Origin of the sequence: Virgibacillus alimentarius, from assembly GCF_017874635.1 — a bacterium.
GTDB classification, from domain to species: domain Bacteria; phylum Bacillota; class Bacilli; order Bacillales; family Amphibacillaceae; genus Virgibacillus_B; species Virgibacillus_B alimentarius.
The window spans coordinates 175,738-189,124 of record NZ_JAGIKX010000002.1 but is presented as its reverse complement, the minus strand read 5'-3'; the positions used below and the strand labels follow the sequence as shown (position 1 = coordinate 189,124).

General features: G+C 34.9%; 13 protein-coding genes and 2 tRNA genes. 14 read left to right on the top strand and 1 reads right to left on the bottom strand.

Going from position 1 to position 13,387, the window contains the following annotated elements:
• Positions 1–27 precede the first annotated feature (27 nt).
• The 4 genes from J2Z81_RS03105 (at position 28) to J2Z81_RS03090 (ending at position 3,809) form a co-directional block, all read left to right on the top strand.
• Positions 28–648 (top strand): succinate dehydrogenase cytochrome b558 subunit, encoded by a 621-nt coding sequence (locus tag J2Z81_RS03105; RefSeq protein ID WP_029268547.1) that lies wholly within the window; start codon positions 28–30, stop codon positions 646–648.
• Between the two features lie 112 nt (positions 649–760).
• Complete coding sequence (sdhA, locus tag J2Z81_RS03100; protein WP_029268549.1) at positions 761–2,512, top strand: succinate dehydrogenase flavoprotein subunit; 1,752 nt, start codon at positions 761–763, stop codon at positions 2,510–2,512.
• 16 nt (positions 2,513–2,528) lie between these two features.
• Complete coding sequence (sdhB, locus tag J2Z81_RS03095; protein ID WP_029268551.1) at positions 2,529–3,293, top strand: succinate dehydrogenase iron-sulfur subunit; 765 nt, start codon at positions 2,529–2,531, stop codon at positions 3,291–3,293.
• Between the two features lie 69 nt (positions 3,294–3,362).
• A complete protein-coding gene (locus tag J2Z81_RS03090; protein WP_029268553.1) occupies positions 3,363–3,809 on the top strand; it encodes an acyl-CoA thioesterase in 447 nt (148 codons plus the stop codon).
• A gap of 180 nt (positions 3,810–3,989) precedes the next feature.
• On the opposite strand, the gene J2Z81_RS03085 is transcribed toward J2Z81_RS03090, so the two are convergent.
• Entirely contained in the window at positions 3,990–4,220 is a 231-nt protein-coding gene (locus J2Z81_RS03085; protein ID WP_029268555.1) for a helix-turn-helix domain-containing protein, read from the bottom strand.
• Positions 4,221–4,546: 326 nt separating this feature from the next.
• Here J2Z81_RS03085 and racE point away from each other — a divergent pair, with 326 nt between their 5' ends.
• The 10 genes from racE to clpX all read left to right on the top strand — a co-directional run bounded on the left by racE (position 4,547) and on the right by clpX (position 13,141).
• Positions 4,547–5,353, top strand: coding sequence for a glutamate racemase (racE, locus tag J2Z81_RS03080; RefSeq protein ID WP_226370680.1), 807 nt, complete (start codon positions 4,547–4,549; stop codon positions 5,351–5,353).
• A gap of 128 nt (positions 5,354–5,481) precedes the next feature.
• Positions 5,482–6,564, top strand: a complete 1,083-nt coding sequence (locus tag J2Z81_RS03075) for a GerMN domain-containing protein (protein WP_226370679.1) — start codon at positions 5,482–5,484, stop codon at positions 6,562–6,564.
• Between the two features lie 128 nt (positions 6,565–6,692).
• Positions 6,693–7,466 (top strand): ribonuclease PH, encoded by a 774-nt coding sequence (gene rph, locus J2Z81_RS03070; protein ID WP_029268561.1) that lies wholly within the window; start codon positions 6,693–6,695, stop codon positions 7,464–7,466.
• Positions 7,463–8,056, top strand: coding sequence for an XTP/dITP diphosphatase (locus J2Z81_RS03065; protein WP_029268563.1), 594 nt, complete (start codon positions 7,463–7,465; stop codon positions 8,054–8,056). The genes rph and J2Z81_RS03065 overlap by 4 nt, the downstream gene beginning before the upstream one ends.
• 14 nt (positions 8,057–8,070) lie before the next feature.
• Positions 8,071–8,589 (top strand): metallophosphoesterase, encoded by a 519-nt coding sequence (locus J2Z81_RS03060; protein WP_226370678.1) that lies wholly within the window; start codon positions 8,071–8,073, stop codon positions 8,587–8,589.
• A gap of 175 nt (positions 8,590–8,764) precedes the next feature.
• Positions 8,765–8,835, top strand: a tRNA-Gly gene (locus J2Z81_RS03055).
• 17 nt (positions 8,836–8,852) lie between these two features.
• A tRNA-Arg gene (locus J2Z81_RS03050) sits at positions 8,853–8,926 on the top strand.
• A gap of 134 nt (positions 8,927–9,060) precedes the next feature.
• The gene (locus J2Z81_RS03045; RefSeq protein WP_029268567.1) at positions 9,061–10,044 is read left to right on the top strand and encodes a tetratricopeptide repeat protein; all 984 of its coding nucleotides are present in this window, start codon (positions 9,061–9,063) and stop codon (positions 10,042–10,044) included.
• A gap of 136 nt (positions 10,045–10,180) precedes the next feature.
• The gene (gene tig, locus J2Z81_RS03040) at positions 10,181–11,467 is read left to right on the top strand and encodes a trigger factor (protein ID WP_029268569.1); all 1,287 of its coding nucleotides are present in this window, start codon (positions 10,181–10,183) and stop codon (positions 11,465–11,467) included.
• Between the two features lie 396 nt (positions 11,468–11,863).
• A complete protein-coding gene (gene clpX / locus J2Z81_RS03035; RefSeq protein ID WP_029268571.1) occupies positions 11,864–13,141 on the top strand; it encodes an ATP-dependent protease ATP-binding subunit ClpX in 1,278 nt (425 codons plus the stop codon).
• The last annotated feature ends 246 nt before the right edge of the window (positions 13,142–13,387 follow it).

Genomic DNA, 13,387 nt, shown 5'->3' with positions numbered 1-13,387 from the left:
TATTAAACAATCTAAGGGGGGTAACTCATGGCAACGCAACGTGAATTTTTTTACCGGAGATTACATTCATTATTAGGTGTAATCCCAATAGGTGTGTTTTTAGTTCAGCACTTAGTGGTGAACCATTTTGCTGTATACGGGGAAGAAAGCTTTAATAAGGCTGCGGGAGTTATGTATGGTTTGCCATTTCGAATCGTACTAGAAACTGTTGTTATCTATCTTCCAATTTTATTTCATGCAATACTCGGTGTCTATATAGTGTTCGTATCGCGTAATAACGTGAAAAACTATGGATATTTTCGAAATTGGATGTTTTATTTACAGCGGATATCCGGAATCATCACATTAGTATTTATTGCATGGCATGTTTGGGAGACACGTATTCAAATCGGTCTTGGGAATGAAGAACTGAACTACAGTCTAATGGAAAGTATACTGACTAACCCATTTATGTTCTGGTTCTACACTATTGGAGTCTTATCTACAACGTTCCATTTTGCAAATGGTTTATGGAGTTTTCTTGTTTCATGGGGTATTATACAATCTCCGCGTTCACAAAAGATTACTACATACGCAACTTTAATTGTATTTTTAGCGATTAGCTATGTTGGTGTTAGAACTTTAATTCAATTTGCATATGGGGTTTAGTTCGTGAAAACGTTATAAGACCAACATATATGGTAATGGAAAAAGTCAGATGCGATACACCGGTCAATTAACTGGTTTTAAAGATCTGATATTAGAAAAAGGAGTTTTTATTATGAGTAATCGTAAAATTGCTGTAGTAGGTGGCGGGCTTGCTGGATTGATGGCTACAATAAAAGCGGCTGAAGCAGGAGTAAACGTTGACCTGTTTTCCATTGTGCCTGTTAAACGTTCTCATTCTGTGTGTGCCCAAGGAGGCATAAATGGTGCAGTAAATACAAAAGGAGAAGGCGATTCTCCTTGGAAACACTTTGATGATACTGTATATGGTGGAGACTTCTTAGCTAATCAGCCACCAGTAAAAGCAATGTGTGAAGCAGCACCAGGCATCATCAATTTACTAGATCGTATGGGAGTTATGTTTAACCGTACCCCAGAAGGATTATTAGACTTTAGGCGTTTTGGCGGCACAAGTGTCCATCGTACTGCATATGCAGGGGCAACAACAGGTCAACAATTACTATACGCACTTGATGAGCAAGTTCGCCGCTATGAGGTAGAAGGTTTAGTAACAAAATATGAAAGCTGGGAATTTCTTGGAGCTATTATTGATGATGATGGTGTTGGAAAAGGAATTGTAGCACAAGATATTAAGACACATGAAATAAAATCATTTCCATCCGATGCAACGATATTAGCTACAGGAGGACCTGGAATCATTTTTGGGAAATCTACAAACTCAATGATTAATACAGGTTCAGCGGCAAGTGCTTTGTATCAGCAAGGTGCAAGATATGCAAATGGAGAGTTTATTCAAATACATCCGACTGCAATACCTGGTGATGATAAATTACGTCTAATGAGTGAATCAGCACGAGGGGAAGGTGGACGTGTATGGACTTACAAAGATGGTGAACCATGGTATTTCTTAGAGGAAAAATATCCTGCATACGGAAACCTTGTTACCCGTGATATCGCTACTCGTGAAATATTTGATGTTTGCGTTAATCAGAAACTTGGAATAAACGGCGAAAATATGGTTTATCTTGACTTATCCCATAAAGATCCGAAAGAATTGGATGTTAAATTGGGGGGTATTATCGAGATCTATGAAAAGTTTGTTGGTGAGGATCCTCGAAAAGTACCTATGAAAATTTTCCCTGCTGTTCACTATTCCATGGGAGGATTATGGGTTGATTATGATCAAATGACAAGTATACCTGGTATCTTTGCAGCTGGTGAATGCGATTATTCCCAACACGGTGGCAACCGTCTAGGTGCTAATTCTTTGTTATCAGCTATTTATGGTGGATCAGTTGCAGGGCCAAATGCAATAAAATACGTTGAGGGTCTCGAAACACATGTAGAAGATATGTCTTCAGAGTTGTTTGAAAGAAGACAAAAGGAAGAGCAGGAAAAATTTGAAGCGTTGATGAAAATGGACGGCGAAGAAAATGCTTATCAAATTCACAAAGAACTTGGTGAATGGATGACAGACAATGTGACAGTTGTTAGACATAACGATAAGCTAAAACAGACAGATGAAAAGATTAAAGAACTGATGGAACGCTGGAACAATATTAATATCAACGATACAGCTCGTTGGAGTAACCAGGGAGTAATGTTTACACGTCAACTTAAAAATATGTTACAGCTAGCCCGTGTTATTACAATTGGTGCACTTAATCGTAACGAAAGCCGAGGGGCACATTATAAACCGGATTACCCAGAGCGAAATGATGTAGAATGGTTAAAAACAACAATTGCAACATATGATCAAGAGAAAAATGAACCGATCTTCACATATGAAGATGTAGATGTTTCTCTAATTGAACCAAGATTAAGAGACTATACAACAAAACACTGAGGGGGGAAATTTTAAAATGGCTGAACAAAAACAAGTTACGTTTATTATAACACGTCAAGACAGCCCGGATTCTGCTCCTTATGAGGAAACATTTCATATACCTTATAAAAAAAATATGAACGTTATTTCTGGGTTAATGGAAATTCGTCAAAATCCTATAAACGCAAAAGGTGAAAAGACAACGCCTGTGTACTGGGATATGAGCTGTTTAGAAGAAGTTTGCGGTGCTTGTTCAATGGTTATTAATGGGACTGCTCGTCAGTCATGTGCCGCACTCGTTGATCAACTAGAGCAGCCTATTCGTTTAGAGCCAATGAAAACTTTTCCGGTTGTACGTGACTTAATTGTAGATCGTGAACGAATGTTTGACGCTTTAAAACAGGTGAAAGCATGGATCCCAATTGATGGAACTTATGATTTAGGTCCAGGGCCACGTATGCCTGAAAAGAAACGTCAATGGGCATATGAATTATCAAAATGTATGACATGTGGCGTTTGTTTAGAGGCATGCCCTAACGTAAATGATAAGTCAGACTTTATTGGACCTGCTGCTTTATCACAGGCACGTTTGTTTAACGCACACCCAACTGGAGAAATGAATAAAAGTGAACGGTTAGGCGGTTTAATGGAAGATGGAGGAGTCTCCGGATGTAGTAACGCACAGAACTGTGTTCAAGTATGTCCAAAAGGTATTCCTTTAACAACTTCAATTGCAGCTATGAACCGTGCAACGAATATTCAATCTTTTAAAAACTTCTTTGGCAGTGATCATTCTTATTAATATTTATTAACCTAACCCTTGCCAGTCAAACGGTAAGGGTTATTTTCATAATAGAGAGGAGACTTGAAATTGAAGACCGTTGCATATATAGAAGATATCGACCAATGGAAAGCAGAATTTTCATTTTATATATCCATTAAGATTCGTTTTTCGGAAACAGATATGTTTGGTCATGTGAATAATGTTTCTCCATTTATTTATTTTGAGGAAGCCCGGATTGAATATTTAAAGTCAATGGGATTATTTGAAGATCCAAAGCATGAAAGGGGAATCCCTATTGTTGCTGATCTGCAATGTGATTACCATCGTCAAATTTATTTTACAGACCAATTAAAAATGTATGTAAAAGCTAATCATGTTGGTAATACCTCGGTTGATATTCATTATATGGGGCTAAATCAAAAAGAAGAGCTTTGCCTGACAGGACGTGGAAGAATGGTTTACATTAATACGGATACGGGCAAACCTACGCCCTTATCTGAACCAATGAAAGAAAAACTTTTGGATGGTATTTGAAAATCAGTTGAACGATAACTTGCTTTAAATTATCTGTTTTTTTATACAGTCAGCAATTGGTATATATCATATTTAATGTTTATATCAATTGCTGGTCATGATCCCATACTGAAGGAAGTTTGAATACTTAAAGGCGGCATGTCCAATTGACAAGAACGGAGGGTAAAAAACCCTCCTATTTTAGTAGAGCTTCAATTCACCCATGCGTAGAAGCTCAACTACAGCTTGTGAACGCCCCTTAACTCCTAATTTTTGCATAGCATTTGAAATATGGTTACGGACAGTTTTTTCTGATATAAACAAATCCTGGGCAATTTCTTTTGTTGTTTTATCTTGTACTAAGAGTTCAAAAACTTCTTGCTCGCGTTTGGTCAGTAATTTTTTCTGTTTATACTCGTTTTTGTCCTTCAAATGTTAACCCCTCCTTGCTGTCAATAGAGTGCAGATTGAAGGGAATTATTTAGTCATAATAGCTTATGAAAACATTGGAAATCAGTGCGTGCTCTTGCCTGAATAATTCAATTAAATTGCATGCTGCTATTATTTTCTTCTGAAAAACAACATTTCATCAGAAAATTATATTTGTTCTCCCATGTAATGTTTTAATTCCTTTAAAAATAACAAATTTTGTTGTAAATTGTAAAAGTAATAAAATAGTGGATTAGATGTCTGTTTTTTGTTGTTCTATGATTTGACAACATTTAAATAATTTATACTAGTAAAAAGAGGCGATTATTTTGAATCATCCAATTGGAGTTATCGATTCTGGCGTAGGTGGATTAACTGTTGTTCATGAATTAATGCGACAACTTCCTAAAGAAAAATTAATATACATAGGAGATACATTGAGATGTCCTTATGGACCAAGGCCAAAAAAGGAAGTAAAAAAATTTACATGGGAAATGGTAAGGTTTTTATTGAAAAAAAATATAAAAATGTTAATTGTAGCATGCAATACTGCAACAGCTTTTGCCCTAACGGAACTCCAAGAAAATCTGGACATCCCAGTTTTAGGGGTAATCCAGCCAGGAGCCCGTTCAGCTATTAAGGCTACACAAACCAATCATATTGGTATCATTGGCACAGAAGGAACCATTCGAAGTGAAGCTTATCCTATAGCTTTGAAAAGTATTAAAGCTAATATAAGTGTCAGTGCTTTAGCATGTCCATTATTCGTACCAATGGTGGAACAGGGAATATTATCAGGTGAGCAAGCGGAGAATGTAATATCAGATTCCTTGCAAACGATCAATAAAGATGATGATATGGATACGTTAATACTTGGCTGTACACATTATCCACTTATCAAGGAAACCATTCAAAAGGTTATGGGAAAAGACGTGACTCTGATCTCTTCGAGTGAAGAAACGGCAAGAGAAACTAGTACCATTCTTGATGTTCACCATTTATTAAATATAGAAGAAAAAATACCGAATCATCAATTTTATGCTACAGGAAATTTAAATATTTTCACAAAAATATCTCAAAGTATTTTTAAATACGAAAATTTAGGTAAGTTAACAATTGAAAATGTAAAGATATAATAAATCAGTTAATTTATACTTGTTTCTTTACTACATCCAGACTATTTTTAATTTTTTTCATAGATTGGTCTAATTTTTCAGGTAGGCTCGTATAGATAGTAGTACAAACTATCGTAGGAGGGAAGATCATGAAAAAATACGGTGTTCTAACATTAATGTTGATGATGATCTTATCGATCATCTTAACAGGATGTTTTCAAGGAGAACAGTCTATGAAAGAAATTGATGTGCCTCAAAATAATGAATCGGCAGAGAAAGAGGATGCTACAGATAAAAAATCGGAATCCAAGGAGACAAAGAAGGGTGAGAAAGGTCAAGATTCGGACTCAGAAAAGGTTGCTCGACAATTGTATTTAGTAGATGCTAATGGGATGGTAGTATCTCAAACTTTGGAACTGCCAAAAGAAGAGTCGAAGGAAGTAGCTACACAGGCATTGGAATATTTGGTTAAAGATGGACCCGTGACTTCCATCTTACCGAACGGTTTTCAGGCTGTTTTACCAGCTGGTACAGAAATTTTAGGCCTTAATTTGCAAGAAGATGGAACCATGATTGTTGACGTTTCCAAAGAATTTGAAAACTACGAGGCGGACGAAGAATTAAATATACTAGAGGCAATGACGTTTACAATAACGCAATTTGATGACGTTGATAAAATGAAACTAAGAATCAATGGTCATTCTGTAGAGGAAATGCCAGTAAATGGAACCCCCATTAAAGAGGGATATACAAGAGCAAATGGAATTAATCTTAAAGAATCAGATGCCCTTGATCTATTAAAAAGTGAAGCTGTAACAATGTATTATCCTGCAGAACATAATGAAAATCGTTATTATGTGCCTGTAACTCAGCATTTGGAATATGACGATCAAGATATATTTAGTTCTATTGTACAAACTTTAATTGACGGGCCTAGATTTAATATCAATGCAACACATGTTTTTAATTCCAAGACCAAATTAACTAATAAACCTGTACTAAATGAAGATGTACTTGAACTATCATTTAGCAAAGACATATTAAAAGATGGAGACAAGGCAATGATTTCAGATGAGGTAATGGAAACTTTAGTTCGCACGCTAACAGATCAGGAAGAAGTTGAAGGAGTAAAGGTAGAAGTAGAGGGTGTAGACAAACTAGTTAATGAAAATGGGGAAGCGTATACGGAGCCGGTTACAAAAAAAACGTTTGTTCCAACTGATAAGCTTTAATATGGAGGATGGTGTGAACCACCTCTTTTTTTATTGTTTAAGAAAGGATAGAGTGATCTGTTGAGTGATTAACATTTAGCTTTAGCAAAAAATATGATAAGCTTAGACTTGGAATAAGGAGGAATAAAATGAGAAATGATCAACGAAATCATAATAATTTAAGACAAATAAAAATGGTACCACACTTTGTTAAACATCCAGAAGGCTCTGTTTTAATACAAGTAGGTGATACAAAAGTGATCTGTAACGCTAGTATTGAAGATAGAGTTCCTCCGTTTATGCGCGGTCAAGGTAAAGGCTGGATTACAGCGGAATATGCAATGTTGCCACGGGCAACTAGCCAAAGAACAATTAGAGAATCATCTAAAGGTAAAGTAAGTGGAAGAACAATGGAAATCCAACGTTTAATTGGCAGGGCACTACGTGCGGTTGTTGATTTGGAAAAAATAGGCGAACGTACTGTATGGGTGGATTGTGATGTTATTCAAGCTGATGGAGGAACAAGAACGGCCTCTATCACAGGTGCATTTGTTGCGGTTGTATTAGCTTTTGATAAATTACTTCAAAATAAAATGATTAGCCATATCCCAGTAACTGACTTCCTTTGTGCTACATCCGTTGGAATATTGCCAAATGGAAAAGCAATATTGGATTTAAACTATAAGGAAGATTCTCAAGCAAACGTTGATATGAATATTGTTATGACAGGATCTGGAGAATTTGTAGAAATACAAGGAACTGGGGAGGAAGCAACATTTTCTGGTAGTCAGCTTCAAGAAATGCTTCACCTTGCAGATGAAGGATTAAAGCAAATTATTGAAAAACAAAGAGAGGTACTTGGTGATTTAGCAGATCGAATAGGCGAAACCAATATAAAAATGACCACCAAGGAACATAAATGAAAAAAATAATTATTGCTACAAAAAATAAGGGAAAAGCTGCCGAATTTAAAGCCTTTTTTAATAAAACTGGTATAGAAGCTTATTCTCTATTAGATGTAAATAACCAATTACCTGAAATAGAGGAGACCGAAAAAACTTTCGAAGGCAACGCGGCTTTAAAAGCAGAGAAAATAGCTGATGTTTTAGGTGTTCCTGTATTAGCTGATGACTCGGGTTTGATTGTTGATGCTTTAAATGGCGAACCAGGAGTTTATTCAGCAAGATATGCCGGTGAACCGACTAATGACCAGGCAAATATTGATAAAGTGTTAGAAAAAATGCAAGCTATTTCTCAAGAAAAGCGAACTGCAAGATTTATTTGCGTTTTAGCGCTTGTCATTCCTGATTCAGAAACAATATTTTGTACTGGGTATTGTGAAGGTGAAATTTCTTCCGAACAAGCAGGAACAAATGGTTTTGGATACGATCCTATTTTTATACCTGCTGGTTATTCGATTACACTAGCACAGCTGTCATCAAAGGAGAAAAATAAAATAAGTCATCGAAGTAATGCAATTGCTCAGCTGGAGAAATGGTTACAAAACATATAAAGAAGGGAAGCATTATGACGAAAGTATTGATTTTAAGTGATAGCCACGGTCTTACTGAAGAAATTGAACGAATAACAGATCGCCATCAATCCGAATATATGATTCATTGTGGTGATTCGGAATTAGATATGGACGCTCCATCATTAAAACCGTTAATTAAAGTTGGCGGAAATTGTGATTCGGATACAAGGTTTCCATCTGAGCAAGTAATTCAAATCGAAAATCTTACTTTTTTAATAACCCACGGGCATTTGCATCATGTAAAAAGGAACCTAATGACTTTATCGTATCGGGCAGAAGAAGTTAATGCACAAGTTGTATGCTATGGACATACACATATTGCTGCGGCACAAAAATTTGATAATCAACTGTTCATTAACCCTGGCAGTATTCGTTTGCCTAAAGCTCGCCATGAAAAAACATATGCAGTTTTGGAGTGGATCGATTTAGATCGTATTAAAGTAGAATTTTATACAGTCGATGGGAATATCATAAAAGAATTATCTTATCAAACAACCATAGATGAAAAATAACTTTCATCGTATTGCCCCTAAGAAATAATGATAACAACTTTGGGGCAATTATATTTTTAATACTTTACTAACGTTTTTTAAAAAATATGTTGACAAAAGTCACTATAATGCATATAATAATTCTTGTCCGTTAAAAAAGTATAACTATGCAACATACATAATGGTATTTGAATATGCGGGTGTAGTTTAGTGGTAAAACCTCAGCCTTCCAAGCTGATGATGTGGGTTCGATTCCCATCACCCGCTTTGATACATAATCATATGTCCCAGTAGCTCAGTTGGATAGAGCAACAGCCTTCTAAGCTGTGGGTCGCAGGTTCGAATCCTGCTTGGGACGTCATCTGAAGAAACAGGAAACCTATACGTTGGATAATAGGTTTCTTTTTTTATAAAGAAAGTTTATTTCTAATCGAATCGGGAATGGTTATTATTATATTGTATACAATGATTAAAAAAGAGAGGAGTGAAAAAATGAAAAACAGTTCAGAAAATGTGGTTCTTTTTCCTAAGTGGAAAAAAATGCTAGAAGATAAAAGTGTGGAAGCAATAAAGCAGAAAGAATATGAAGAGGCTTTAATAAACTTAAATAAATTATTAAGCTATCATGTAAACAACCACGAAATTATTATCGGTAAAATGATTTGTTTAATGGAATTAGGAAGATATGAAGCAGCCCAGGATTATTGCGAACAAGTTCTAAAATGTAAAGATGCAAATTATTACCACTATCTACATATATATTTAACTATTTTATTTCAAACAAGCCAATATGAATTGCTAATGGATCAACTTACAGAAGAATTTATAAATAATAAAATACCAAAAATGTTTCATGAACAATTTAAACAGTTATATGATATGAGCGAACAAATGAAAAATGATTTGAACATAAAAAAACATAAAGCATATCTCAATGATTTACAGCAAGCTATAGACGAAGATGATCATAGTTTGCAATGGCGCCTTGTTGAAGATTTGCGAAAAATGGAGATAAAACCTACCCAAAGAATATTACATTTATTAGTTGATGAATCCATTCATCCAGTAATTAAAACAGCTATATTTCTTTGGTTACAGGACGAAGAAGTTACACAAGAGGTATCTATACATAAACTGAATTTATCATTAGATATATGTCCGGTTAACGTTTCAGATTTACAATTGAATACAACGGTAAAGCAGACAATACTAATGGTCAGTGAGTTAGAGCAAAATAACCCATCATTATTTTTATTAATCAAACAGGTTCTTTATCGTTATGCATACGTCCGACACCCAATAATGTATCCTAATGAAGATATTATTGAGGTGACGAGAGCTTTGAAATATATTGGTAATCAGTATCTTAATATACATATAAACTCGGACGATAATATGCTTAATGATACTACTGTTCGTTACATAGAAGAAATAAAAATGTGTGAGGCACTTTATTTAAGTATCATCGAAGAATAATGGTTTGTAAACGAGAAATGCTTGAAAGGCAAACTATTTATGTTATAATGAGATGGTTGTAAATATGATATGATATAGTATTTATTGTAATAACGAAAAGCAAAAATAGATTTAATAGATTTTGGAGGGAATTTTTATGTCAGCAAAATGGGAAAAACAAGAAGGAAATGAAGGAGTACTAACGATTGATGTTCCAGCTGAAGATTTTGATCAAGCACTAGATAAAGCTTTCAAAAAAGTAGTTAAAACAGTCCAAATCCCTGGATTCCGAAAAGGAAAAGTTCCTCGTAAAATCTTTGAAAAAAGATTTGGTGTCGAATCATTGTATCAGGATGCGGTGGATATTGTTTTACCTGAAGCTTATATGAAAGCTGTTGAAGAAACTGGAATTTCCCCTGTAGATCAGCCTGAAGTTGATATTGAAGAAATCGAAAAAGGTAAAAATCTTGTTTTTACAGCCAAAGTAATAGTTAAACCAGAAGTTACACTTGGTGAGTACAAAGGATTAGAGGTAGAAGAGCAATCTGTTGAAGTAACAGATGAAGATGTAGAGCAGGAGCTAGAAGCACAGCGTCAACAACATGCAGAACTTGTTGTTAAAGAAGAAGGCAATGTTGAAGAAGGCGATACTGTTGTTATGGACTTTGAAGGATTCATGGATGGTGAGGCATTCGAAGGTGGAAAAGGTGAAAATCATTCTCTAGAAATCGGATCTGGACAGTTTATTCCTGGATTTGAAGAACAGTTAGTTGGTAAAGAAACTGGTGAAGAATCTGAGATTGAAATTAATTTCCCAGAAGACTACCATGCTGAAGAATTAGCAGGAAAGAAAGCGACATTTAAGGTTAAAATTCATGAAATAAAAGAAAAAGAACTACCAGAGTTAGATGACGAATTTGCTAAAGATGTTGATGAAGAGGTTGAAACACTAGATGAATTAAAGAAAAAGAAAAAAGAACAGCTCGAAGAACAGAAAAAGCAAGATGCTGAAAATCAAAAACGTGAAACATTAATTGAACAAGCTTCTAATAATGCAGAAGTAGACATCCCTGAGGCAATGGTAAATACAGAATTAGAACAGATGATTAAAGAATTTGAACAACGCCTTCAAATGCAAGGTATGACGATGGAAATGTATTACCAATTCTCAGGTCAAGATGAAAATGCGTTGAAGGAACAAATGAGAGAAGACGCTCAGAAACGTGTGAAAACAAATCTTACATTAGAAGCGATTGTTAATGAAGAGACGATTGAGGTTTCACAAGAAGACGTTGATGCTGAACTTGAAAAGATGGCATCTATGTATGGTACAGAAGTAGAGCAGCTTAAGCAAATGCTTGGCGGTAATACAGACGCACTTAAAGAAGATTTGAAATTCAAAAAAGCAATTGACTTTTTAATTGAACATAGTAAAAGTGTATAAAGTAAAAGAAAATTTATTAATATAACGGAAGTAAAAGAACAAGGTGCGATGATTCGTACCTTGTTTTACACTTTTATTAACATAAGAATATAATTTTAGAATCAAATACATAGTATATATTTATCTTCATTTGTTAATTGCATAAAGTAAAAATGGTTTTGGTTTGACTTTTGCAGTTATTTCTTCATAATTAAAAAATAAGAAATAAAATGATCATCATCATATAATCAAGAATTTGAATTGATGATCTGCTTGGATATTGCAGTGTTTTTAATCCGATGAAAAAGAGTATATCATTTTGTTTTCTATTTTTGTTCTGTTATGATGACAATGAAAGTAAGAGTCACGTATTTAAAAACATTAGAAGTAGAGTTAAACTTTTAGGGGTGAAATCAAATGTTTAAATTTAATGAGGAAAAAGGGCAACTAAAATGTTCATTTTGCGGGAAGGGTCAAGATCAAGTACGTAAACTTGTAGCTGGTCCTGGCGTTTATATATGTGATGAGTGTATTGATTTATGTACTGAAATCGTAGAAGAAGAGCTTGGAACGGAAGAAGAAACGGAGTTAAAAGAAATACCGAAGCCAAAAGAAATTTGTGAGACACTTGATGATTATGTGATCGGTCAAGAACAGGCAAAGAAAAATTTATCGGTAGCAGTGTATAATCACTATAAACGTATTAATTCCCCTAAAAATGTAGATGATGTTGAGTTGGCTAAGAGTAACATTGCTATGTTGGGGCCGACAGGAAGCGGGAAAACGTTATTAGCTCAGACACTCGCTAGAATACTTAATGTTCCATTTGCAATGGCAGATGCAACTTCGCTTACGGAGGCTGGCTATGTAGGTGAAGATGTTGAAAATATCCTGTTAAAACTAATTCAAGCGGCAGATTATGATATTGAAAAAGCTGAAAAAGGAATTATTTATATTGATGAAATTGATAAAGTAGCACGTAAATCAGAAAACCCATCTATTACGAGAGATGTATCTGGTGAAGGTGTACAACAAGCGCTTCTTAAGATACTGGAAGGAACTGTTGCAAGTGTTCCTCCGCAAGGGGGCCGTAAACATCCGCACCAGGAGTTTATTCAAATTGATACTACGAATGTTCTCTTTATTGTGGGCGGTGCGTTTGATGGAATTGACCAAATTATTAAACGTCGTCTTGGTAAAAAGGTAATAGGCTTTGGTGATAATGAAGCACAGCAAGATCTGGATACAGGTGAATTACTTGCTAAGGTGTTACCAGAAGATTTATTAAGTTACGGCTTAATACCTGAATTTATTGGGAGACTCCCAGTTATTGGAAGCCTAACGCCATTAGATGAACATGCGCTAGTTGAAATTTTAACAAAGCCTAAAAATGCATTAGTAAAACAATATAAAAAGTTATTCCAAATCGATGATGTAGAATTAGAATTTGAAGAAGAAGCTCTTGTAGCAATCGCTAAAAAGGCTATTGAACGTAAAACAGGTGCACGGGGGTTGCGCTCCATTATCGAAAATACGATGTTGGATGTTATGTTTGAATTACCATCACGTGAAGATATAGAAAAATGTGTGATAACAAAAGCTACAGTTGCTAATGAAGATGGAAATCCTAAATTGATTTTTAGTGATGGAACTGTAAAAGAAGGTAATGAAAAGTTACCAAAAGAAAGTGCATAATTTTAACTTAAAATAATACTTTCATGAGACTGATTTAGCTTATTAGCTCCTTTTATGCTTGCATTTCCAATGTAGGGAGTCTCTAATAATTGCTTCGGATCAGTCTCTTTCTTTATGATAATAGGTAGTATTTATTTGTGTAATAGGAAATGCTATACATAGGATTTATAGAGTTTACTATAACCTTCTAACTTTTGTGTATCTTATTTACAAATAGGAAAGTTTTCTATAAACTCTAAGAAAATA